The sequence below is a fragment of the Leclercia sp. UBA7405 genome, assembly GCF_037152215.1.
Taxonomy (GTDB): domain Bacteria; phylum Pseudomonadota; class Gammaproteobacteria; order Enterobacterales; family Enterobacteriaceae; genus Enterobacter; species Enterobacter pneumoniae.
The window spans coordinates 1353725-1377768 of the sequence record NZ_JBBCMR010000001.1 but is presented as its reverse complement, the minus strand read 5'-3'; the positions used below and the strand labels follow the sequence as shown (position 1 = coordinate 1377768).

Sequence of the window (24044 nt, the reverse complement as noted above, 5' to 3'; positions counted from 1 at the left end):
AGGGTACTTTATGACGCACGAAGAGACGTTTATCACCACCACCTGTCCGGTAGCCCGCAGCGTGAATGTGCTGGGCGATCGCTGGATATTGATGATTATCCGCGACGCGTTTGACGGAATTTCCCGCTTTAGTGATTTTCAAAAGAGTACCGGCGTAGCCAAAAATATCCTGGCCGCGCGGCTCAAAACCCTGACAGAGGCAGGCATCCTGAAGCAGACCCCAGCCAGCGAAGGCGGGGCATATAAGGCTTATCATCTCACTGCGCGTGGTGAGGCGCTCTTCCCGCTGGTTGTCTGCCTGCGTCAATGGGGTGAGATGAACCTGTTTAACGAAGGCGAGGCGATGTCTCATCTGCAAACGGCCGATGGGCAATCCCTTGCGAAACTGGAGGTCACGGATAAGGATGGCACCCGGGTGGAGGCCCGAGAAACCCGCCGTGTTATCGCGCCTGACGGCAAGCATTCAAATTAGTTATGTTCATTTCAGAATGTGTATAATTCACAGGCCGCAACGATATCTTTAGTAGCACCATATGAAGTATGCTAAACAATAGCTTATAACAACATTTCACCGACCGGGACCCATTGCTGTGCTGACTACACTTATCTACCGAAGCCAGTTAAATTCCTCCTGCGAATTGTTATCTCTCACCGCTTTGATCGAAAAAGCGAAGCACAGCAATGTGAAGTTGGGTGTCACCGGTATTTTGCTCTTCAACGGTACGGAATTTTTGCAAATTCTCGAGGGGGCAGAAGAGACCGTCGATACGCTTTTCAAGACCATCCGGGACGACAGGCGGCACCATAGCGTGGTGGAGCTGATGCGCGATTATGGCCCGCGTCGTCGTTTTGAAAACGTGGGAATGTTGCTTTTCGATCTGCGCGTTGATACGCCGAAATCTATCCTGACCTCCGTGCTGAGCTACAGCAAAATAGAACGCTATCTGGCTTCGGAAGACCGGGTTTTCAAATTCATTCAGCAATTTATTAGCAAAACTCAACGGCCAGAGCCTGCCGCGACCTCGTCTCCTGAACGGTGGACACTCACCCAGGAGCAGGCTCCCTTTGGCCCGGCGCGGGGTGAGCTGATCGATAACCAGATGTGCCAGTTCGCCCTGCAGCCGATTGTCGAGCCTGGTGAAGGAAAAATCTCCTCGCTGGAAGCCCTGATCCGCAGTAATGACGGAGGCAGCCCGGAGCGCTTTTTCAGCGCTATCGACGGGGATAAAGTTTACGAAGTGGATCTGCAAACCAAGGCGTATGCCTTCGCGCTGGCCGAAAAAATTGGTATTGGCGATCATAAAATCGCCATCAATCTGCTGCCGATGTCGCTGGTAAATGTGCCCGGCGCGGTGGAGTTTTTGATGGAGCAGATTCTGCGCCATGGTCTGGTGCCGGAGCAGGTGGTCATTGAGGTGACGGAGAACGAGATGATCTCCGGTTTCAATCAGTTTAATAGCGCGATCAAACAGCTGCGGGCCGCCGGTATCGGTCTGGCTATCGATGATTTTGGTTCGGGTTACGCGGGGCTGTCCCTGCTGACCCGTTTCCAGCCCGATAAAATCAAGATCGACCGCGAGATTGTCAGCAATATTCACCTCAGCGGCCCGAAACAGGCGATCGTGAAATCTATCGTCAGCTGCTGCGCCGACCTGGGCATCACCCTGGTGGCCGAAGGAATTGAGAAGATGGAAGAGTGGTGCTGGCTGGAAACGGCTGGGATTAAGCGCTTCCAGGGCTTCCTCTTCGCCCGCCCACAGCTTAACGGCGTGGGTACCATCAACTGGCCACACATCGCCTCCTGAACCCTTCCCCTGGCGGGGCCTCCCCGCCACCTGTTAATTGTTCGCACACCCGCCACAGCACAGCGCTAACCTGGTCTATAGTTTATCTTCGTGCGCTAAGCATTCACGTCATGTTACGGCTTTTCTCCTCCGCGTAACCATCCAGTTAAGCAGCCCAGGGGCAGTTCGGGTAAAACGAGGTGATCGTATGCAGTCAGAACAGGTATCAAAACAGTGGGGTGCCGTTCGTCTGGAAACAGGCGCGGTGCGTTTCAGGCTGTGGGCCAGCGGCCAACAGCAGATGACATTGCGGGTGGAAGGGCACGATTATCCCATGCAGTCAGCGGGGGATGGCTGGTATGACATCACCCTGAACGACCTTCCTGCCGGGGCCAATTATCAGTATGTGCTTGCAGATGGCACTGCGTTGCCAGACCCGGCATCGCGTGCGCAGCAGGGGGATGTTCATGGCCCGTCACAGGTGGTCGATCCCCATAGCTACGTCTGGCAATACCCGGAGTGGCAAGGCCGCCCGTGGGAAGAGACGGTGGTCTACGAGGTTCATATCGGCACCTTTACGCCTCAGGGCACCTTTCGCAGTGCCATCAGTAAACTGCCATACCTGGCAGAGCTGGGGATCACTCAGATAGAGGTGATGCCGGTCTCCCAGACCGGGGGCAACCGCAACTGGGGCTACGATGGCGTCCTGCTTTACGCGCCGCACAGCGCGTACGGTACGCCGGACGATTTCAAAGCCTTTATCGACGCCGCTCACGGGCTGGGTTTATCCGTGGTGCTGGATATTGTGCTCAACCATTTTGGCCCTGAAGGCAACTACCTGCCGAGATTATCCCCGGACTTTTTCCACCCGGATCGCATGACGCCCTGGGGCAATGGTATCGCCTATGATCTGGACCCGGTCCGGGCGTTTATCATCGGCCTACCGCTCTACTGGCTAAGTGAATATCGCCTCGATGGGCTGCGCTTTGATGCCATTGACCATATCGAAGACAGTCGCCAGCCGCACGTGCTGGAAGAGATCGCGACACGTATTCGCGAAACCATTACCGACCGGCCGATCCATCTGACTACGGAAGATAGCCGCAACGGTATCGATCTGCATCCCCGGGATGAGCGCGGGCAACCGCCGCTGTTTACCGCAGAATGGAATGATGATCTGCATAACGCCCTGCATGTTTTTGCGACCGGTGAAACCCACGCTTACTACGAAGATTTCGCCGATGCGCCAGAGGTGTGGCTTGCCCGCGCGCTGACCGAGGGGTTTGCCTATCAGGGAGAGGTGTCGCCGCACAGCGGGAAACCGCGCGGAGTGAATAGCCGTAATCAGCCGCCGCTGGCCTTTGTCGATTTTATTCAGAACCACGATCAGGTAGGCAACCGTGCCCAGGGTGAGCGGTTAATTACGCTTGCGGGTGCGGAGCGCACCAGGGTGCTGCTGGCCATGTTGCTGCTCTCTCCACACATTCCGCTGCTGTTTATGGGGGAAGAGTACGGCGAAACCCATCCGTTCCTGTTCTTTACCGATTTCCACGGCGAACTAGCCCGGGCGGTGCGGGAAGGGCGGGCAAAAGAGTTTGCCGGCCATACGGGCCACGACGGAGAGGATGTTCCCGATCCTAACGCGCTGACCACCTTTACCGCTTCGCAGCTTGACTGGCAGAAACTGACCAGTGAGAGCGGTAAATCCTGGCTACGCTTTACCCGCCAGCTGCTGCTGTTGCGCCAGCAGGCGATTGTTCCTTTACTGACAGGCGCACAGGCGTGCCAGGGGAAAGTCCTGCACACCGCACCTGGCTATATCGCCGTCTGCTGGCACTTTGCGCAGGGCACGCTCTCCCTGGCGCTGAATGTCAGCGACCGCACGCTGACCGCGCCTGAGCTGCCGGGTAACACGCTGTTTGTCTGGCCTGAAGGCGCTGAAGCACTGACGCCAAATTCGATTATTGTCTGTTTTGCTGAGGGAGAAGCCTGCCGATGATTCCCGTATCGACCTGGCGTATTCAGTTTCGTAATGGCATGACTTTCGATCGTGCCGTCAGTCTGGTGCCTTATCTGCAGCAACTGGGTATCAGCCATCTCTATGCTTCACCGATTTTTACCGCCGCCAGCGGATCCACTCACGGCTATGACGTGACGGACGTGAACGAAATCGATCCGGCCATCGGTGGCCGGGCAGGGTTCGAGCGGCTGGTTAGCGCCCTGAAAGAGGCGGGTATTGGGCTGATTCTGGATATTGTGCCCAACCATATGTCCACCTCGCTGGAGAACCCCTGGTGGCGGGATGTGATTGAGTACGGCGAGCAGAGCCGTTACGCCCACCACTTCGATATCGACTGGTCGCGCCGTCTGACCCTGCCTTTCCTGGGGGATGATTTTGACAAGGTGGTGGCCCAGGGGGATATCACCATTCAGCGCGATCCCCATACTGGCCGCCCTGTGCTGGCCTATTTTGAAAACTTCTACCCCCTGACGCCAGCCAGCTGGGCAGGGCGCGAGGAGGAGGTACTGAGCCTGACCGATCCCGGGGCCATTACCCTGCTTCATGAGCAGCAGCCCTGGCGGCTCAGCAGCTGGCGCGATGCGGCGTCAGATCTCTCCTGGCGGCGATTCTTTGAAATTACCGGCCTGGTCGGCGTTCGGGTCGAAGATCCCGCCGTTTTTGATGACTGCCATGCGCTGATTCTGGCCCTGGTCCGCTCTGGCGCGGTGGACGGGCTGCGGGTGGATCATGTGGACGGTCTGGCCGATCCAAAAGGTTATCTGGAGCGTCTGCGCCAGGAGGCGGGGGCGGAGTGCTACATCACCGTCGAGAAGATCCTCGGCAAAGGGGAGCATCTGCCTGCCGACTGGCCCATCTCGGGCACGACAGGATATGAATTTATCGCCTCGCTGGCGGAAGTGCTGGTGGATGATGAAAAGATGGATACCCTGCGTCAGGCCTGGGACGAGGTAGTGGGTAAAACCTCCGATCCTCATGCCGAACTGCGCGCTGCCCGCCGGCTGATGGTGGATCGTAATTTTGCCGGCGAGTTTGCCACCCTGTTAGGGCTGGCTAACGTTATCGCCCGCGACGAGCCGCAGCAGCCCGACGAAGAGACGTTGCGCCATGCGCTGCGCGAGCTGCTGTTAGCCTTCCCGGTCTACCGCACCTACGGCACCGAAGCGGGGTTGCCCCCGGCGGATCTGCGCCTGTTGCAGCAGGTCATCGCGCAGGTCGATGCCGATGCGCAGGCGCTGGATCTGCTTACCCGAATCATGACCGGTGCGGTGGTGAATCAGGCCCAGGCGAACAGCTTCCGCACCCGCTTCCAGCAACTTACCGGGCCGTTAATGGCCAAATCAGTGGAAGATACTCTCTTTTTCCGCCAGAACATGGGGCTGGCGCTGAATGAAGTCGGCGCCGAACCGGTGCCGCGGGGCTTTTCGCTGACCCGTTTTCATCAGGAGATGGCGACCCGTCGTGAACGTCAACCCGATGCGCTCTCCGGCACCTCTACTCACGATACCAAGCGCGGGGAAGATGCCCGTGCTCGCCTCTATACTCTGACCGAAGCCCCCACTCAGTGGGCCGAAAGCGTGGCGCGCTGGCGGCAGATGAACCAGACGCATGTTCGTTTCTTGAATGACGGGACGGCGCCGAAAGCCGCCGATACCTGGATGCTCTATCAGGCGCTGGCCGGCGTCTGGCCGCCTGCGCTGAGGCCGGATGATCACGCCGGGCTGAAGGCGCTGGAGACGCGTTTCCTGGAGTTTGTGGAAAAAGCCCTGCGCGAAGCCAAGCTTCGTACCGACTGGGTGGATAGCAACGAAGCCTACGAAACGGTGGTGCTGGAGTATGCCCGCCATCTGCTCAGCGCCGAGAATCAGACCTTCTTAACGGATTTCTGCGATTCACTGCAGCCCTTTATTCGTGCCGGGCTGGTCAACAGCCTGAGCCAGACGCTGATCAAACTTACCGCGCCAGGCGTACCGGACATTTACCAGGGCAGCGAAGCCCTCAATTTCAGCCTCGTCGACCCCGACAACCGCCGTGAGCCCGATTATCCCCGGTTGGCGCAGCAGCTACGCGACGCAGATCGGAACGTGTTTAACCAGGAAGCCAGCTGGCGCAGCGGCCAGGTTAATCAGTTCGTAACCGCCACACTGTTACGTTTGCGTCAGGACAAACCGGCGCTCTTCCGCCGGGGTGACTATGTGGCGCTGATTACCCACGGCGAACAGGCAGAGAAAGCCATCGCCTTTGCCCGCACCGACGGTAACGACGCGGTGATTGTTGTCGCCCCCCGACTGGTTTTTGCCGCCGCCAGCTATACCGGCGCCGCGTTATGGCCCGAGACTTCCGTCGCGCTGCCTGAGCCTCTGGCCGGACGCCGTTATCGGGATCTCTTTACAGAAGAGGTGTTCGCCCTCAACGACACCCTTGAATTAGCCTCTGCACAGTGGTGCTGGCGGGTACTGGTCGCCTGCGACTGAGCGTGTTACACATGGAGATAAGCATGCCAAACGGTAATCATTTCGACATTCAGGCAGGGTCCAGCCATCAGTTAGGGGCCAATTACGACGGAAAAGGGGTCAATTTTGCGATTTTTTCTGCACATGCCGAGCGCATTGAGCTCTGCCTGTACGATCCCAGTGGTAAAACGGAGATTGCCCGGCTGGAGCTACCCGAGTTCACACACGAGGTGTGGCACGGCTATGTCCCGAACCTTGAGCCCGGGGCGCTGTATGGCTATCGCGTTTACGGCCCTTACGATCCTGAAAACGGGCACCGTTTTAATCCCAATAAACTCTTAATCGATCCCTATGCGCGGGAACTGGTGGGCGAGCTTCAGTGGGACCCGTCACACTTCGCCTATGAGATGGGGCATGACGATCTGGATCTGAGCTTCGATACCCGCGATAGCGCGCCGTTCACACCAAAATGTCGGGTGATCGACCCCAACGCCTTCGACTGGCAGGATAACAACCGTCCGGCGGTGCCCTGGCCCCATACGGTGTTGTACGAAACCCACGTGAAAGGCTTTACCCAGCTTAACCCGGCCATTCCTGAGGCGCTGCGTGGCACGTTTGAAGGGATGGGGCATCAGGCCTCGGTCGACTACATCAAAAGCCTGGGCATTACCTCCGTCGAGCTGATGCCGGTGCACTGGTTCCCCCACGATCAACATCTGCTTGATAAAGGGCTGAAGAATTTCTGGGGCTATAACACCCTGGGCTTCTTCGCCCTGACGCCGCACTATTACGGCCCACGGGGAATGCAGGGTTTTCGTGAGATGGTTCGCGCTTATCATGACGCGGGCATCGAGGTGATTCTGGATGTGGTTTATAACCATACCGCAGAGGGCAATGAACTGGGTCCAACGCTGTCGTTCAAGGGCATTGATAACTTCGCCTATTACCGCACGCTGCCGGATCAACACCGCTATTACATTAATGACACCGGGACCGGTAATACCGTCAACACCTCGCACCCCCGGGTACTGCAGATGGTGATGGACTCCCTGCGCTACTGGGCGGACGCCATGCACATCGACGGTTTCCGTTTTGACCTGGGCACCATTCTGGGCCGCGAACCGCAGGGCTTTGACCCGCGTGGCGGCTTCTTTGACGCCATTATGCAGGATCCGCAGCTCTCTAAACTGAAGCTGATTGGTGAGCCCTGGGATATCGGCCCCGGTGGATATCAGGTTGGCGGCTTCCCGCCGGGCTGGGGGGAATGGAACGACAAATACCGCGATACGGTGCGTGAGTACTGGCGCGGGGATAATGTCTCTTCCGATTTTGCCGCACGGCTGCTGGGCTCCGGCGATCTGTACGATCAGCATGGTCGCCGCCCGTGGGCCAGCATCAACTTTGTTACGGCGCACGACGGGTTTACCCTCAACGACCTGGTGTCGTACAACGACAAACACAACGAGGATAACGGCGAAGACAATAACGACGGCCACAACGATAACCGCTCCTGCAATTACGGTGCCGAAGGGCCGAGCGAAGACGAAGCCATTAATGCCGTACGCGAACAGCAAAAACGTAACTTCCTCACTTCGTTGTTTGTGTCGCATGGCACCCCGATGCTGCTGGCCGGGGATGAGTTTGGCCGCAGTCAGATGGGTAACAATAATGGTTACTGCCAGGACAGCGAGATCTCCTGGGTTCACTGGGAAAACCTGCCGCCGAGCGCCGATGCGTTGCGGGAATTTACCCGCAAGCTTATTCAGCTGCGCGCGGAGCAACCCTTATTACGCAGAGAAAACTGGCGCGACGGGCTGGAGATCCACTGGTTTAACCCGGACGGCGGGCCACAGCAGGATGAGCACTGGGATGCCAGCGCCACGCTCGGTGTCGTCATCAGCCGTCCGGATCTCCAGCGCGAAGAGGGCGTGTGGCACGATGTATTGATGCTGTTTAATCCGTTAACAGAAGAGGTGACATTCCAGCTCCCGCGCCTCGACGACAACGACTGGATGCTGCAACTATCGACTGCCGGTGAAAACCCGTCATCACCGACGCAGGAAGACCAGACGGTCTGGCAACTGGCCGCTCGCAGTATCACCCTCTTTAGCAAATCCTGAAGCCTCCTGAGAGCCAGTTAACGCTGGCTCTGCTTTTCATCTCATTGATTCCTTGACGTTATGCTTGCTTTGAGTAGCATTCTCACCATCAATCACACAGCAAAGTAGAAACTACAAAAATGAAAAGCATCGATTTTGCCCGTAACGATCAGGATCTTTATCCGCTATTGCAGCAAGCAAGTGACCAGGAGAAGGCATTTCTGGCCGAGGTGATAGCGAGTAAGCGATCCTCCGATATCAGTAAAGAAGAACGTGACCCGTTGAAACTGACCATTGAGCTGCAAAGCATGGGAGGCGATACGGTGATGAATCTGTTCCGTCGACGCGGGGTGAACTACCGTGAAATCGTCTGCGATGTTGCGGAGAAAGTCGGTGCCAAAGTCGATATGAAAAGCGACCTGATTAAAATCGAAGAGAAAATCGCCGAGAAAGTGATTGCCGATTATAAAGCCAAACTTTCTGATAGCGAACGTGAAGCCTTTGAACAGGTATTGCGGGAAAGCCTGGACGACCAGAAAATGTTAACCGACGCCAAAAACGCCGCCGCCCGAAGCCTGCTGGGTATGACCCCGGCGCTCATGGCTGTCGGCACCTTTATTTTGCGTCGCGGTGTGGTTGCTGCGATACCGGTCGCCGGACAGTTTATTGGCGTGCTCACCGGCGTGGCAGGGGTGCTGTTTGCCTTCACCGGCACCGCCTACAGCGTGACCATCCCGGCAGTACTAATTATTGGCAGTATTCGTTCACGTCTGGCTGCAGAAAACTATGCCAGTGAGATCGACCTATGATTTTTTCAGTGATTCTTGAACGTGCTCTACCGCTGACGGCAGACATTATTGCCCGTATTGAATCCGGGGAGCTAAAAATTCATGGCGGCACTATTCGCGATGTTGCAGGTAAGATCGTTAAACATCTTATCTTCCCGCAAGAAGGGCAGCCTGGTCAAAAAAGTCCGCTGGAGCAGCTAGAGAAACAGCTGGGCCAGAATCATGCAGAGGTAATGGAACAGCTCGCCAGTCAGACGGCTTCGCTTTCAGCGATAAATATCATGTCTGCGCAGCAGACGACCGAGACCCTCGGTCAACAGCTGGAAGAGATCAGCGAAAAAATTGACGCGCTGGATCACAAGGCCGAGCAGCTGCTGGATGAAGCCCGTTTTAGTAAGTTAATCAAAATCAGTGAGATTAAAAGCAGCGCACTGGCGGCTATTGAAGAGGCACTCTATGCCAACCAGAAGCAGAGCGATCATCAGTTCATCCGCCTGCATATTACCCCGCTGCGCCGGGCGCTGAGCGATCTCGATACCCTGCTTAGAAGCATGCTCGACGGGCTCGATAACAAAGCGTTTATCGAGAATGTTCACTTTGTGATGCTGGTGGCAGATCTCAAGAACAAAGCTACCTTTGTGCTCTGCCAGACCCATATTCGTCTTGAAGAGGACGATATCGCCCAGGGATATTTTGCGCGTAACGCGGACTCGAATGCGCTGCTTCGCCATCGTCTGCAAGAGCTGAAAAAAACCGGAGCCCTCAGCCCCCATGTGATCAGTCGCGAAGCGCTGGATATGCTGAAAACAGATGTCGTTAATTTTCGCCAGCTTGAAACACAGTCGGAGATGCTATCCAGTCAGAACACCCTGGCACTGGCGTTAAAAGTACCTCAATGCCAACTGCTGAATAATCCTTTTGACGCTATTCGTATGCTGGATCCGGTTCCGGTGGGGCAAAAGGTCGGCTAACCCATGACCACCCGCTTAACCTTTTTGTTTACCCACCGGCCGCTGGTGCCTTTTGCCCATGACTACGCCCACGGAGAGAGTGAGCCCTGGCATGAGCATGAGTGCGCCCAGCTGCTGCATATCCTGAGCGGGGTGGTGCGGGTAGACACACCGCTCGGCAGTTGGGTGGTGCCGCCTGGGCGGGGGGTCTGGCTACCGGCCGGCACGCGGCATTCGCTGCGGATCACCGGACAGGTGGCGGCGAGAACGCTGTTTATCGATCCGCTGGCGCGGGCTGATTTCCCCGCCAGCTGTCAGATTGTGCAGGTTACGGCGTTGCTGCGGGAGTTGATTGTGGCCTCGCTCGATCTGGCGGAAGAGTATGCGCCCGGCAGCCGGGACGAGCGCATTTATGAACTTATTCTCGATGAAATACGCGGCATGTCGGTGCTGCCTTTTGGTCTGGCCGAACCGACCAGTGAGGTGTTGCGCCAGCTCTGCGCGCGTATGCGCGAGTCGCCTGCAGAAGACTGGAGCAGCAGCCGGGCAGCAAAACTAGTGAACATGAGCGAACGTACTCTAAACCGCCATTTCCAGCAGCAAACCCAGCTCACCTGGGGAGAGTGGGTGCGGCGGGCTAAACTGATGGAGGCGTTGATTCGGCTGGCGCAGGGGCAGGCGGTACTGACCGTCGCGCTGGAGCTGGGGTATGGCAGTCACAGCGCCTTTACGACCATGTTCCGCCGGGTGATGGGAATATCACCCAGCGACTATTTTCAGGATGGTTAATCGTCCAGCTGCGCTGCATTGAAGAACGCCTGCAGCGACGCGCGGGAGATGTCGCTATCAATCCCCACGCCCCAGCGGCTGCTGCCATCGGCAAACAGACAGCGGATATAGGCTACTGAGCGGCTGTCACTGCGTTCCCCCAGGGTGTGCTCGTGGTAATCCTTAATCACCACCGGCTGCCTGATGAGCCCCGAGACAGCCTGGGCTGCGGCAGAGAGCAGGCCGTTGCCATATCCTTCAATTTTGCGCTGTTCGCCAGCCACCTGCAGCGTAGCATTCAGCTTTAACTGACCATTCTGCTGGCTTTCGCTTTTATACTCCTTCAGCGCCAGCGGGGGCTGCGGCACCAGCCGGTAACGGGTACGGAACAGTTGCCAGAGGGCGTTGAGCGTCATCTCCCGGCCATGGGCGTCGGTTTCACGCTGTACGTGCTGGCTAAAATCCTGCTGCAATGCGCGCGGGAGCTTCAGACCGTGATTCTGCTCAATTAGCCAGGCGCTGCCGCTTTTCCCGGACTGGCTGTTCACACGGATCACCGCTTCATAGCTGCAGCCAATATCCTGGGGATCGACCGGCAGGTAGGGCATTGCCCAGGGCTCACCGGGCTTACGCGCGTCGAACCCTTTTTTGATCGCATCCTGATGCGAACCGGAAAACGCCGTATAAGCCAGGCTACCCGCCCAGGGATGGCGAGGATGCACCGGCAACTGGTTGCACCGCTCTACGACCTCAACCACCTGTTTCATATCATCAAAGCGCAACCCCGGGGTGATCCCCTGGCTATAGAGATTCATCGCCAGAGTCACCAGGCAGACATTGCCGGTGCGTTCGCCGTTGCCAAACAGGCAACCTTCCACGCGATCGGCTCCCGCCATAACCGCCAGCTCGGCGCAGGCGACGCCGGTTCCCCGGTCGTTATGCGGATGTACGCTAATGCAGACATCCTGGCGCCGGGAAAAATGGCGGCAGAAAAATTCAATCTGATCGGCGTAGACATTCGGGGTGCTCACTTCAACCGTCGCCGGCAGATTGATGATCATCGGGCGGTCGGACGATGGTTGCCAGATATCCGCCACCGCTTCACAAATCTCCAGCGCAAACTCCGGCTCGGTGAAGCAGAAGGTCTCAGGCGAGTATTCATATTGCCAGTGCGTTTCCGGGTGCTGTTCACACAGCTGGCGGATCTGGCGGGTTGAGCGAGTAGCAAGGGCGATGATGTCCGCTTTCTCCAGGCCGAAGACCAGCTCACGAAACAGCGGGGCAGTGGCGTTATAAAGATGCACCGTGGCCCGTTTCACCCCGCGCAGGGAGTCGAAGGTGCGCAGAATCAAATCTTCCCGCGCCTGGGTTAACACCTGAATGGTGACATCGTCCGGAATCAGATCCTCTTCAATCAGCTCACGAACGAAGTTGAAGTCAGTTTGCGACGCTGAAGGGAAAGCCACCTCAATCTCTTTGAAGCCGCAGGCCAGCAGTAATTGCCAGAACTGGCGTTTGCGCTCGCTGTCCATGGGCTCAGCGAGTGCCTGGTTACCGTCGCGCAGATCCGTAGAGAGCCAGCGCGGGGCCTGGGTGATCTGCTGTGATGGCCAGCGGCGATCGGGCAGATTAAGAGGCGGGAAGGGGCGATATTTCTGTTGTGGGTGACTCAGCATGATCATCTCCTGTGGTTTTCATTCCATTGTGCGCAGGAGAAAAGGGCGCTGCTTTAGCGCCCTGGACAGAGGGTTATGAGAACTGGACAACCGAAGGGCTAACTGCCCCAGCGGCTGCGTAAATAGCTGACGGCCTGCTGGGCCTGCGGTTGATTGAGGTTGTTTTCGCGAAAGAGGATCGTGCCGCTGATGCCCGGCATCGTGTCGTTCAGATCAAGCTGTTTACGCAGCTCCGGTACGCCGCCGTTGACCGTCCAGTCGGGCTCGTTACGCGACGGTTCGCCCACTTTATAGAGCGCCACGCCGATATAGAGCCGGGTTTTGGTCGGTTTAACTACCTCGGCCCACCATTTTGCCAGCACGTCATAACGCGCGGCATCGCGGGAAAATGGCCAGTAGATCTGCGGGGCGATGTAATCCAGCAGCCCTTGCTGCACCCAGCGCCGCGTATCGGCAAAAGATTCATCATACGCGGCGGCTCCGCGCGTATCTGACCCGGCGGGATCGTGCGAACGGTTACGCCACACCCCGGCAGGGCTGACGCCGAACATCACGTTAGGGTTGATCTGCTTAATGGTACGCGACACCTGCGCAATCAGTTGCTGGGTGTTATCGCGGCGCCAGTCGGCTTTCGAGGCGAAGGCCTGGCCATATTGCTGCCAGGTTTGTGTATCGTTGAGGGTGGAGCTTTTGGTTTCAGTATAGAAGTAGTCATCGAATTGCACGCCGTCTACCGGATAGCGTTCTACCACTTCGGCCACGATGCTGGTGATCCAGTCCCGCGCTGCGGGTATACCGGGGTCGAGCACCAGGCGGTCGCCGGAGGTGCGAATCCAGTCAGGATGCAGCACATAGACGCTGGCCGGATTTTGCGGCAAGGTCCGGCTCAACGCCGTAATCGTGCCCGGTTTCGTATTGGTGGTAACCCGATACGGGTTGAACCACGCATGCACTTTGATTCCGCGCTTGTGCGCTTCCTCGATCATAAACTTCAGGGGGTCGTAGCCCGGATCCTGGCCAATGGTGCCCGTCAGCATATCTGACCAGGGCAGAATTTGGGATGGCCACAGGGCGGTGCCGTCCGGTTTGACCTGGAAGAAGACGGTGTTGATGCCGAGGCTTTTGAGGTTGTCCAGCTTGGTGATTAATGCCTGCTGCTGCAGTCGTATACGCAGCGCGGGGCTGCTGACATTCACCGAGTTTACCGGCGGCCAGTCGAGACGAGAGACCGTGGCCAGCCAGACGCCACGCATCGGATGATTATCCTGCTGACGTTGGTCTGGCACCGGCTGTTTGGCTACTGGCGGCAGCGGGGTGACCAACGATTTTGGCGGCTCAGAGGCACAGCTGGCTAACAGAAGGGCGCAGGCAAGCAGCATGCCTGACCGTGTAACGTCTCGCATCATGGCGTGTCAGCTCTTTGTATGGCGATTATTGGACCAGGGGCTGGCGGTGGGCGCCGGCGCGGATTCCGGTGCGGGTTCGTCGAGGCTATCGAGATACAGGGCTTCAACCTCTGCACGCGCCCACGGTGTGCGGCGTAAAAATTTCAGGCTGGATTTCACGCTCGGGTCGCTATTGAAACAATTAATCTTGATAAGCTGCCCCAGCTTTTCCCAACCGTAGTGCGCCACCAGAGCGTTAATTTGCATCTCGAGGGTAACGCCGTGCAGAGGATCTTTCGAAATTTGTGCTGACATGCTGTGTCCGTTTGTTGTCATTTATCGCTAAGAAAGGTTACATCATTATCCGCCGGTTTTCTGCGTGTTTATCGCAGCCTGATAGCATGCCTGCATCTGATCCAGCGCCGCCTGGTTATCCAGCCCCCACTGATACATCTGCTCTATAGGTTCGGCAAAGGTTCGGCCCAGCGGGGTAAGGCGATAATCCACTTTGGGCGGGATAACGTCATAGACGTGTCGGCTAATGAGTCCGCGCTGCTCCAGCTCTTTAAGCGTCTGAAAAAGCATCTTTTTTGAGATCCCCTGCAGACTGCGCTGCAGCTCGCCCGTGCGGGCGCGATCGTCCGGCCAGTGGTAGAGGGCGTGCAGCACCATGGTGCTCCATTTGACCGAGAAGAGATCCATTAACCGGCGCGGCGGTGAATCGGCGTAAAAAAACAGTTTTCCGTCTACCCAGGCGGGCATGGCGTGCTCCTCATTTATGGTCACCAAATGGTGACTACTATCAATTGTGAACCCATTTACGTAAAGTTTGCCGCCTTCGATTGAGAAAAGCCAGTGCATTGCGAGGTGGCATGAAAGTTAAAGCGTTAGTTGCCCATGAGGCGACACAACCCCTGGTCTCCGGGAACATTACCCTGCGTCCCCTGCAAAAGCAGGACATCAATATTGAAATTCTTTACTGCGGCGTCTGCCACTCCGACCTGCATATGGCGCGTAACGAGTGGGGTGTGAGCCGTTATCCGCTGGTTCCGGGTCACGAAATTGTTGGTCGCGTGGTGGCGACCGGCAGCAATGTGGATCGCTTGCGTCCGGGAGACATTGTCGGCGTAGGCGTGATGGTTGACTCCTGCCGCGAGTGCCATTTCTGTCAACAGCAGGAGGAGCAATACTGCGAAGCTGGCTTCACCGCAACCTATAACGGTATCGACAAGGTGACCGGTGAGAGCACCTGGGGCGGCTATGCGCAGAATGTGATTGTCGATCAGCATTTCGTGGTCAAAGTGCCGCAGAACCTGTATCTGGCAGGGGTCGCGCCGCTGCTCTGCGCCGGCGTGACCGTCTGGTCTCCGCTGCGCCACTTCAACGTGAAGGCGAGCGATCGCGTAGGGGTGGTTGGTCTAGGCGGGCTAGGGCATATGGCGGTGAAACTGGCCAGCGCGCTGGGCGCGGAGGTCACGCTCTTCACCACCTCCCCGGAAAAGGGGGCGGATGCGAAAAGGCTGGGTGCGAAGCGGGTGGTGGTATCCCGCGATGCGGCGCAAATGGCCGAGATGCAGAGCTCGCTCGATATCATTATTGATTGCGTAGCGGCCCCACACGATCTGAATCCCTTGCTCGCAACGCTGAAAACAAACGGACGACTGGTGCTGGTGGGCATTCCGGACAGTCCGCATCTCTCGCCGGATATCACGCCAATGGTTTTCCGACGCCTGAGCATCAGCGGCTCATCGATTGGCAGTATTAAAGAGACCCAGGAGATGCTCGATTTTTGCGGCACTCACAACATTACCGCCGATATCGAGTTGATTACCGGTAACGAAGTCGAACAGGCGTTTAGTCGCATGCTGAAAGGTGATGTGCGCTACCGGTTTGTGATAGATATGCAGGGAACGCGCTGGTCAGCGAGTTAAGGACTTTACTCAAAGCCAGCAGGCTCATGGTTTGCTGGCTTTTGTCATCTAAACCGTTAACGATTTTGCAGGGTAGCCATCTTCGCCAGCAGTCTGGCTTTGGCATTATCAATCGTATCGGCATTGGTTTTGGCTGATAGCGTAGCGCGCGCTTTCTTACCGAGGAAGTAACTGATGCGCTCGGCGTTCGCCCCGGACGGGTGAGGCAGGCCGTCAAGCAGTTGCTCCGGTTTGAGCAGCCCGCGTGCTTGCAAATGCAGAAACACTTCCGTCACTTTAGGGCCAAGAGGAACGTACAGACATTCAGGCCCCAGCAGCGCAATCTCCTCAGCCAGATGGGTATCAATTTGCTGACGCATACTGGCACGCTGCAACATGCCAGGCGAACCGCTGTAATTTTTCCCTTTGATGAACACCGGGTAGCGCAGCGCTGACGTATAGTGAACCAGGTGGCTGTGCGTTCCGAATAGCTGGGCGCAGCGCTCAATTTTCAGAATATCGGGCAGACCAATATGATCCAGCATAGCGATAAGATTACTGCGCATTGGACCGGCGAAGCTGCCCGTCTCTTTTGCCGCTTTTCTCGCCTGCTCGACGGTGGCCCCCATCCGTAAATGGCGCTGCGCCTCTTCCAGCGCCCGGCTGGCCTGTTGTAAACCTGGCGTAATGCCGCACAAGACGATTTTTGCCTGGGTATTAATGTAGTCAAAGGGGGCATAAAAGGTGGTGATATCGCCTTCGGTCGTCAGCAACAGCTCCCCTGGCAGCGTTTTGGTGAAGTCATGCGTTAACGTGGTTAACAGACCGCTGAACTGCTCTAGTTTCATGATAGTGTTTCTTAATATACTGAGTGTGAGCGGAGCTTAGCGCGCGTACTTAGGAGATTAAAGAACAATTTACGCCATCAGATTGGCTATTTTTACGCGTCCGAAAACGCCATTCCCTGCCTGAAATGTAGATCTGGGAGGGATAATATGGCGGGACATATCGATTTGGGCCATTAAACGGTTATCAAATTGTTGCGCATGTGATAATAAGTCTGAGATACATTAATAAATGGGTAAGGGAAGATGTCGCAGAACAAAATAGCAAAAAAGGTCCAGAATCTTCAGTCATCGGCAATCCGTGAGTTATTGAAGCACAGCAAAATGGAAGGGGTCATCTCTCTCGGCGGCGGCATTCCTAATCCGGAACTATTCGATCGTGAAGGATTAGAGATGGCAATGGAGAAGGTGCTCTCCAGCGCCTGGAAAGAGGCCTTCCAGTATGGTCTGAGCGAAGGGAGCCCGGAATTGCGCGGCGCCATTTGCCAGCTGCTGGGGGAGCGCGCCATTCACTGCGATATCGATGATGTGGTGGTGACCTCTGGCTCTCAGCAGTCACTGGATCTACTGGCGCGTGCTCTGATCGATCCGGGTGATATCGTAGTGGTAGAACGCCCGACATACCTGGCGGCACTGCAGGTTATGCAGCTGGCCGAAGCAAACCTGATGTCTGTTGGAACCGACGGCGACGGGATGATTATCGACGAGCTGGAAGCGCTGGTGAAAACCACCCAAATCAAAGCCGTCTATATCGTTCCCACCTTTGGCAACCCGGGCGGGGTGACGCTGGCTGAGCATCGCCGTAAACAGCTGGTGGCACTGTCTAAACGCTATGATTTTGTGATTATTGAAGACGATCCCTACTGCGAGATTAACTTTACCGATAACACTTTCAAGCCTCTGAAAGCCTGGGCTGAAGAGATGGATAACAGCGATAACGTCATCTATACCTCTACCTTCTCAAAAATCCTCGCGCCTGGCGCACGGGTGGGTTGGCTGGTGGTGCCGGCCTGGATTAAACGGCAGGTGGTGAACCTGAAACAGGCGACGGATCTGCATACCAGTACCTTGTCCCAATCCCTCACTTATCATTATCTGGAAAGTGGTCGTCTGCCAGGGCAAATTGCGCTGATCCGCAAAGCCTATAAGCATAAATGCGAGACGCTATGCCAGCTGGTTGAACGCGAGCTGGGCGATCATCTGACCTTCCATAAACCCATGGGCGGGATGTTCTTATGGGCGAAATTCAAATACGAGATGAATACCACGGAATGGCTGAAAACGACCCTCAACAACGGCGTGGTGTACGTGCCGGGCGAGTTCTTCTACTGTAATGAACCGGACCACAGTACCTTACGCATGTCTTATGTCAGCGTGACCGATGAAAACCTGCAGGAAGCGGTGCGTCGCCTGAAAGCCTCGCTGCCGGGTTGAGTTACCCATGAAATATGCCGCGTACGCCTTAGCGCATGCGGCATTGCTCATTAAAGGGCAGGGCGATCAGCCCCTTATAAAGGCGAGAAGATCCTGATTGATACTCTCCGCATGAGTGGTGTGCATACCGTGCGGATAGCCTGGATAAACTTTCAGCGTGCTGTCAGAGACGAGTTTCTCCTGAAGCAGGCTGGCGTTTTTATAGGGGACCACCTGATCGTCATCACCCTGAAGAATGAGAGTGGGTACCGTTATCGCCTTCAGATCTTCGGTCTGATCGGTTTCTGAAAACGCTTTAATGCCTTCATAGTGCGCTTTTGCGCTGCCCATCATTCCCTGACGCCACCAGTTCTGAATGGTGCCCTGCGAGATGTCGGCGCCGTCGCGGTTGAATCCGTAGAACGGACCCGATGCGACATCCAGGTAAAACTGCGCCCGGTTGGCTGCCAGCCCTTGCCGGAAACCATCGAAGACCTCCAGCGGTGTCCCACCCGGATTATCTGGCGTTTGCACCATAAGTGGCGGAACCGCACTGATCAGCACGGCCTTTGCGACACGCCCTTGCTGCTGCCCATATTGTGCGACATAGCGCGCCACCTGGCCGCCACCGGTGGAGTGGCCGACATGCACCACATTGTGCAGATCCAGATGTTCAACCACCGCCGAGACATCCGCTGCATAGTGATCCATATCATGCCCGTCGCTGACCTGGCTGGAACGCCCATGACCACGACGGTCGGACGCGATCACGCGAAAGCCTTCGGATAAAAAGAAGAGCATTTGATTATCCCAGTCATCGGCGCTGAGTGGCCAACCGTGATGGAAAAAGATGGGCTGTGCATCTTTAGGACCCCAGTCTTTGAAGAAGATACTGACATTATCTTTTGTCGTCACAAATGACATGATTGACCCCTCGCGGAATGAATAAAAGTCGGGATGAATGTTGCGCTGGTGAACAGGCAATCGGATGGCGATAACATGCCGTGTTGAAGTGTAGTGTAGCGAAGCAGCGCCTGCATTCCGGGATGAGAAAGGGAAGGGTAAAGAGGAGGCAATAAATCCAGCGACGATTAACTGTATATATGCACAGTTAATCTGTGATTATTAATAAATACTAAATTTAGACTGTCAGGGATGATAGCGACTGGGTCCGTCTGGCAATCGGGATAAAGGGAGTTTTCCGGCCATAAACCGGAAAATATCTGCATCTCTGCAGAACCTATTATTCAGGATTTACCGGCACGTTTTTCTGAATCTCGCGATCATCCTCCGATAACCTTTGTTGAGTTTTGTTGAACTCTCGGGCTTGTTCAATCATCCACTCGCGGAAAAAGGCAATTTTTGGCAGGCTTTCGCAACCAGGCCGATGCACCAGATAATAGGCTAAGGGGCTGGCGAGCGAGACTTCCGGGCATAACCGGACCAGACGCCCGCTTTTAAGATCGTCATCGACCATAATGCTGCGCGCCAGCGCTATACCCTGGCCTTCCACGGCAGCCTGCAGCACGGCAGCTGAACTGTTGATGCGAAGGCCTGGCTTACGGGCGATGGACTGCACATTGAAACGGCGTAACCACTGCTCCCAGGTAATGAAGTCTTTATGCTGCTCCATCGATAAATCATGAATAAGCGTTTGCTCCGTGACGCCCGTCAGGCAATTAATTGCCGGATTCACAGCCATCAAAGAGGGGGCGCATACGGGAAAGACCTCTTCGGACATCAATAGCTCTGCTTGCAAGCCCTCCCATTGTCCCAAACCGTAACGAATACCGACGTCCATACCCTGCGAAGTAAAATCCAGTAGCTTAAGGCTGGTCTCCAGTCGTACATCGATATCCGGCCAGCGTTGCTGAAAATCTTCTATCCGCGGTAACAGCCACTTGGCGGCAAAAGCAGGGCTGATAGTAACATTAAGAATACCGTTTGTTGCCCCTTCGCGAAGCAGCGTCATGCCTAAATTGAGGCTCTGGAACCCAGAGCGAATGTCGGGCAACGCCCGTTGTGCAGGTTCTGTAAGTAGTAAGGCGGCACGCCGGTTATTACTTCTATGAAACAGTGGAAAACCGACAACCTCTTCCAGGGAACGCACCAGCTGGCCTACGGCAGCAGGGGTGACATTGAGCTCTTCTGCCGCAAGGGAGAAGCTCTGATGACGCGCGCTGGCTTCGAAAGCCCGTAGTGCATTGAGATGAACTGGAATCTTCATATCAGATAGAAAACCTTTTTGAATGGTCAAGATTATCTCATTTGTTCATGAGGCGGTTGCTTAACATAATGCAGAAACGGTGGGGCTTACAAAACATATTGTTTAAAACCTTATCAAGGGCGATGATTTTATGTGCAAAGCTTTTCTTTGCATTTAAATGAAAGCCCTAACACGCCGTAATCTAAAAGAACGCGAAAGCCTTTTGGCTTCAGTTATTCATTGAATGAAGGAGTTAAGCATGGCGTATTTACAAAGCATCCTGGATGTGAGCGAACAAAACCGTGCCGCTGCAGCGGCGGTTTACCAAAAATATAAAGCGCCTTTCCTCTCTACCATTGATGGCGCGGTCTCGAAAGAGCTGTTGGTTCGTGCCGAGGATGTACAGGTACTTCATGGCTTCGAAACCACCAAACAGGCTGAAGCCTATCTCGGATCTCAGCTGTTCGTTGCAGATGTGGTTGAGGCCCTTAAACCTTATCTGAACAGTGCGCCCGATGTGCGCATTTATACCGTTGCCTGAATGCTCAATAAGGAATCGTTATGTTTTTGAACTGGACTGAAATGCGTAAAGAGCTGCGTGCCGCCATCGGCAGATTTGCAGGTCTACAACCTGACGTAATGCAGGGCATCGATAAAATGCAAAACGGTGCGGCTGCCACAGGGCACCTTGATGCCAAAACGCATGAGTTGATTGCGCTGGCTGTTGCCGTCACTACCCGCTGCGATGGTTGTCTGTCGGTGCATGCCGAAGCTGCTGCAAAACAGGGGGCCACACGTGAAGAGATTGCCGAGGCGCTGGGTGTCGCTATTACCCTGAATACAGGAGCCGCGCTTGTGTACTCTAGCCGAGCCCTTGATGCCTTCGATTCATTACCAAAATAAAACTGATATAGCGGTTTCGTCTGGAAACCGCATTTCTTGCAGGAACGCCGTATGTTGATTAATCACGACTTTTCCCGGCGGGTGACCATTGCGCTGGACGAATACCACTGGGTTCGCTCTCCGCAAGGGGGCGTTGATCGTGTGATGCTGGATCGGATCGGCGGTGAACAAGCGCGTGCGACAAGCATTGTTCGTTATTTACCTCAAACTTCTTTTCCGCAGCACATTCACCCAGCGGGTGAAGAGATTCTGGTGCTAGAGGGGGAGTTTTCGGAAGGTGAGCAGAACTACCCTGCGGGCTGGTATCTACGCAATCCGCCGGGCTCTCTCCATCAGCCCAACAGCACCCCTGGCACACTACTTTTCGTTAAACTTGGCCAGATGAGTGACGACGAAAAGAGGCCACTGCGTATCAATACCCGCGATACGGCAAACTGGATCGAGGAAAAGGGTAGCTCAGTCTGCCAACTGTTCGAAAACGATCATGAGAGTGTTTGCCTGATGCGCTTAGCCTCAGGTGCTCTGCTGGTTACGCCTCTACTGTTGGGAGGAGCAGAGATTCTTATCATGCAAGGCTGTCTCATTGAAGGCAACAGCATCCATGGCGAAGGAAGCTGGATTCGCATTCCAGCCGGGCAGCAGATGGCGTTTATAGCCGAAAAAGAACATACCCTTCTTTATCTTAAAAAGGGGCATCTTCCTCTTCGGCAGGAGTCACAGCCGTGATTAAGAGGCAGGTCGCGATTATTGGCGCGGGAGTTAGCGGGCTGTATGCGGCGTGGTTATTGCAGAAGGCCGGTATTGATTATGTTGTACTCGAATCTCGCAACCGCGTAGGGGGCCGGGTCCTTTCATCTGCTGCGGAAGGTGGAGATCTCGGCGCAACGTGGTTCTGGCCTGCAATTCAACCCATGCTGTCTGGCCTTTTGGCAGAATTGGGCCTTGAGGTTTTTTCCCATCAGGAAATGGGTGACATGCTGTTTGAGCGGTCAATGGATGCCTCTTCGCGCCATCCAGGATTCGTCTCTTCCCCTGCGCCCGCACGTGTTCGTGGAGGAATGTCGAAGTTTACCGACGCGCTACTATCTCGTCTTGAGCCCGAGCGAATTGTTATGGATATACAGGTAAAGCAGATTGAACAATGCAACGGAACGCTGACGATTTATGGGCACAGTCCAGACAAACCGCCAATGACTTTGCGTGCCGGGCATATCCTGCTGGCACTGCCTCCGATGCTGGCAGCCCATATTGCCTTTACCCCTGCGCTACCGGATCCCTTACTACAGGCCTGGCGTAATACCGGGACCTGGATGGCGCCCCATGCCAAATATGTCGCCCACTATTCACGCGATTTCTGGAAAGCAAAGGGACTCTCTGGCGAGGCGCGAAGCAGTGTCGGCCCTATGGTAGAAATCCACGACGTTTCCGAACCAGATGGGGTTCATTCCCTTTTTGGTTTTATCGGGCTGCCCTATAACGCGCGGCAGAGCGTTGGTGAAACGGCTTTACGCGAAGCGTGCAGGGAGCAACTGAAGAGGTTATTTGGTCCCGAGGCGCTCCATCCGCATGCTGAGTTTTTCAAAGACTGGGCCGCCGATCCTTTTACCGCTACATCCCGCGATCTCATTTTACAGGCAGGCCATTCTGTACCGCCTGCCGGGGCGAATGACGGTCCCTGGCAACACCTATTGACGGGTATTGCCAGTGAGTGGTCGACCGCATTCCCTGGCTATCTTGCTGGCGCGATTGATGCCGCCGCTGAAGGCGTTCAACGATTATCACAGGAGAGATAAGGTATGAAAGAAACTTATAAGGCCATCCAGGTGACGCATCCGGGTCTACTTGAAATGGTGGAAAGAGAATTGCCTAACCCGGGGCCAGGGGAAGTGCTCATCAAAGTTGAAGCCTGTGGTATTTGCGGGGCAGATGCCGGAGCTATCGAAGGGCTAGAAAAGGGCGTTCAATACCCACGCGTCCCTGGCCATGAAGTGGTGGGAACGATCTACAAAGCAGCCGATCCGTTGCCCGCATGGCTGAAGCCAGGACAGCGCGTTGGGATTGGGCGCTTAGGCGGACATTGCAACGCCTGCGAACAATGCCGTCTGGGCTACTTCAACCTCTGTCAAAACCAGCCGGTTACCGGCAGTTCTCGTGACGGGGGATATGCCGAATATATGCTCGCGCGGATGACAGGACTGGTCGCCATCCCGGACGATCTCTCATCCGTAGAAGCCGCACCGCTACTTTGCGCCGGTATTGCAACCTTCAATGCGCTAAAAAAATCGCATGCCCAGGCCGGTGATACCGTTGTGATTCAGGGAATGGGCGGCCTTGGACATCTGGCCGTACAGTATGCGCGTAAAATGGGTTTCCTGGTCATTGCCGTAGGAAGAGGTGATGACATTGCGAGTGAGGTTATGACGCTTGGGGCGCACCATTATATAGACACGCACAGACAAGATGCCGTGGAAACAATCAAAGCGCATGGCGGTGCGGAAGTCATCTTATCGACCATAACGGATAGTCTCGCCGTATCAGCGTTGTTACCGGCTCTCAAACCGCATGGACGTTTAATGGTCGTCGGGGTAGGCAAGGAGCCGCTGACTCTGACGCCGGGTGTCATGATAGGGCGCGAACTAACGGCCAGAGGCGCTATTACCGGCACGCCCATTGAGTTAGAAAAGACTCTAAAATTCAGCCTGTTGGCGGATGTGAAAGCGATGATTGAGACCCGGCCTCTGGCTCAGGCGCAGGACGCTTTTGAAAAAATGCGTAGCGGTCAGGCCAAATTCCGTATGGTTCTCACCATAGACCAGAATTGAACCCACTATGCGCAAGTTAAAA

The 24044-nt window shown here is 55.6% G+C and carries 22 protein-coding genes; 15 read left to right on the top strand and 7 right to left on the bottom strand.

The window, feature by feature from the left end:
* Positions 1-10 precede the first annotated feature (10 nt).
* The 8 genes from WFN75_RS06810 to WFN75_RS06775 all read left to right on the top strand — a co-directional run bounded on the left by WFN75_RS06810 (position 11) and on the right by WFN75_RS06775 (position 10883).
* Positions 11-472, top strand: coding sequence for a winged helix-turn-helix transcriptional regulator (locus tag WFN75_RS06810; protein ID WP_286931711.1), 462 nt, complete (start codon positions 11-13; stop codon positions 470-472).
* A gap of 118 nt (positions 473-590) precedes the next feature.
* Positions 591-1805: a diguanylate phosphodiesterase gene (locus WFN75_RS06805; protein ID WP_212476086.1), complete on the top strand. Its 1215-nt coding sequence runs from the start codon at positions 591-593 to the stop codon at positions 1803-1805.
* 187 nt (positions 1806-1992) lie between these two features.
* Complete coding sequence (treZ, locus tag WFN75_RS06800; RefSeq protein ID WP_336995889.1) at positions 1993-3783, top strand: malto-oligosyltrehalose trehalohydrolase; 1791 nt, start codon at positions 1993-1995, stop codon at positions 3781-3783.
* Positions 3780-6278, top strand: a complete 2499-nt coding sequence (gene treY / locus WFN75_RS06795) for a malto-oligosyltrehalose synthase (RefSeq protein WP_336995888.1) — start codon at positions 3780-3782, stop codon at positions 6276-6278. The genes treZ and treY overlap by 4 nt, the downstream gene beginning before the upstream one ends.
* Positions 6279-6301: 23 nt before the next feature.
* Entirely contained in the window at positions 6302-8377 is a 2076-nt protein-coding gene (glgX, locus tag WFN75_RS06790; protein WP_336995887.1) for a glycogen debranching protein GlgX, read from the top strand.
* Between the two features lie 119 nt (positions 8378-8496).
* A complete protein-coding gene (locus WFN75_RS06785) occupies positions 8497-9165 on the top strand; it encodes a hypothetical protein (RefSeq protein ID WP_336995886.1) in 669 nt (222 codons plus the stop codon).
* Entirely contained in the window at positions 9162-10115 is a 954-nt protein-coding gene (locus tag WFN75_RS06780; RefSeq protein ID WP_212476097.1) for a hypothetical protein, read from the top strand. Before WFN75_RS06785 ends, WFN75_RS06780 begins: the two co-directional genes overlap by 4 nt.
* Before the next feature lie 3 nt (positions 10116-10118).
* On the top strand, positions 10119-10883 hold the full coding sequence (locus tag WFN75_RS06775; RefSeq protein WP_336995885.1) for an AraC family transcriptional regulator: 765 nt from the start codon (positions 10119-10121) through the stop codon (positions 10881-10883).
* Here the strand turns inward: WFN75_RS06775 and leuA are convergent.
* The 4 genes from leuA to WFN75_RS06755 all read right to left on the bottom strand — a co-directional run bounded on the left by leuA (position 10880) and on the right by WFN75_RS06755 (position 14685).
* Positions 10880-12538 (bottom strand): 2-isopropylmalate synthase, encoded by a 1659-nt coding sequence (gene leuA, locus WFN75_RS06770; RefSeq protein WP_336995884.1) that lies wholly within the window; start codon positions 12536-12538, stop codon positions 10880-10882. The genes WFN75_RS06775 and leuA overlap by 4 nt on opposite strands.
* Positions 12539-12636: 98 nt before the next feature.
* Positions 12637-13944, bottom strand: a complete 1308-nt coding sequence (locus tag WFN75_RS06765; protein WP_336995883.1) for a glycoside hydrolase family 10 protein — start codon at positions 13942-13944, stop codon at positions 12637-12639.
* 6 nt (positions 13945-13950) lie between these two features.
* On the bottom strand, positions 13951-14238 hold the full coding sequence (locus WFN75_RS06760; RefSeq protein WP_046885456.1) for a VF530 family DNA-binding protein: 288 nt from the start codon (positions 14236-14238) through the stop codon (positions 13951-13953).
* A 45-nt stretch (positions 14239-14283) separates the two neighbouring features.
* On the bottom strand, positions 14284-14685 hold the full coding sequence (locus tag WFN75_RS06755; RefSeq protein WP_046885457.1) for a winged helix-turn-helix transcriptional regulator: 402 nt from the start codon (positions 14683-14685) through the stop codon (positions 14284-14286).
* Between the two features lie 110 nt (positions 14686-14795).
* Between WFN75_RS06755 and WFN75_RS06750 the strand changes: the two genes are divergently transcribed.
* Positions 14796-15854 (top strand): NAD(P)-dependent alcohol dehydrogenase, encoded by a 1059-nt coding sequence (locus WFN75_RS06750; RefSeq protein WP_336995882.1) that lies wholly within the window; start codon positions 14796-14798, stop codon positions 15852-15854.
* A gap of 56 nt (positions 15855-15910) precedes the next feature.
* Here the strand turns inward: WFN75_RS06750 and WFN75_RS06745 are convergent, their stop codons facing one another.
* The gene (locus tag WFN75_RS06745) at positions 15911-16681 is read right to left on the bottom strand and encodes a hypothetical protein (protein WP_212476102.1); all 771 of its coding nucleotides are present in this window, start codon (positions 16679-16681) and stop codon (positions 15911-15913) included.
* Between the two features lie 243 nt (positions 16682-16924).
* Between WFN75_RS06745 and WFN75_RS06740 the strand changes: the two genes are divergently transcribed.
* Positions 16925-18112, top strand: a complete 1188-nt coding sequence (locus WFN75_RS06740) for an aminotransferase-like domain-containing protein (protein WP_040075691.1) — start codon at positions 16925-16927, stop codon at positions 18110-18112.
* 66 nt (positions 18113-18178) lie between these two features.
* Here the strand turns inward: WFN75_RS06740 and WFN75_RS06735 are convergent, their stop codons facing one another.
* A complete protein-coding gene (locus WFN75_RS06735) occupies positions 18179-19015 on the bottom strand; it encodes an alpha/beta fold hydrolase (protein ID WP_288820340.1) in 837 nt (278 codons plus the stop codon).
* A 319-nt stretch (positions 19016-19334) separates the two neighbouring features.
* Positions 19335-20348 (bottom strand): transcriptional regulator GcvA, encoded by a 1014-nt coding sequence (gene gcvA, locus WFN75_RS06730; protein ID WP_336995881.1) that lies wholly within the window; start codon positions 20346-20348, stop codon positions 19335-19337.
* 208 nt (positions 20349-20556) lie between these two features.
* Here gcvA and WFN75_RS06725 point away from each other — a divergent pair, with 208 nt between their 5' ends.
* Genes WFN75_RS06725 through WFN75_RS06705 form a run of 5 tightly spaced genes read left to right on the top strand, consistent with a single transcriptional unit; the run spans position 20557 to position 24022 of the window.
* Positions 20557-20838, top strand: coding sequence for a hypothetical protein (locus tag WFN75_RS06725; RefSeq protein ID WP_336995880.1), 282 nt, complete (start codon positions 20557-20559; stop codon positions 20836-20838).
* A gap of 20 nt (positions 20839-20858) precedes the next feature.
* Positions 20859-21200: a carboxymuconolactone decarboxylase family protein gene (locus tag WFN75_RS06720; protein ID WP_042391062.1), complete on the top strand. Its 342-nt coding sequence runs from the start codon at positions 20859-20861 to the stop codon at positions 21198-21200.
* Positions 21201-21251: 51 nt separating this feature from the next.
* The gene (locus tag WFN75_RS06715; RefSeq protein WP_336995879.1) at positions 21252-21926 is read left to right on the top strand and encodes a cupin domain-containing protein; all 675 of its coding nucleotides are present in this window, start codon (positions 21252-21254) and stop codon (positions 21924-21926) included.
* Positions 21923-22993, top strand: coding sequence for a flavin monoamine oxidase family protein (locus WFN75_RS06710; protein WP_336995878.1), 1071 nt, complete (start codon positions 21923-21925; stop codon positions 22991-22993). Before WFN75_RS06715 ends, WFN75_RS06710 begins: the two co-directional genes overlap by 4 nt.
* 3 nt (positions 22994-22996) lie before the next feature.
* Positions 22997-24022, top strand: a complete 1026-nt coding sequence (locus tag WFN75_RS06705) for an alcohol dehydrogenase (protein ID WP_336995877.1) — start codon at positions 22997-22999, stop codon at positions 24020-24022.
* The last annotated feature ends 22 nt before the right edge of the window (positions 24023-24044 follow it).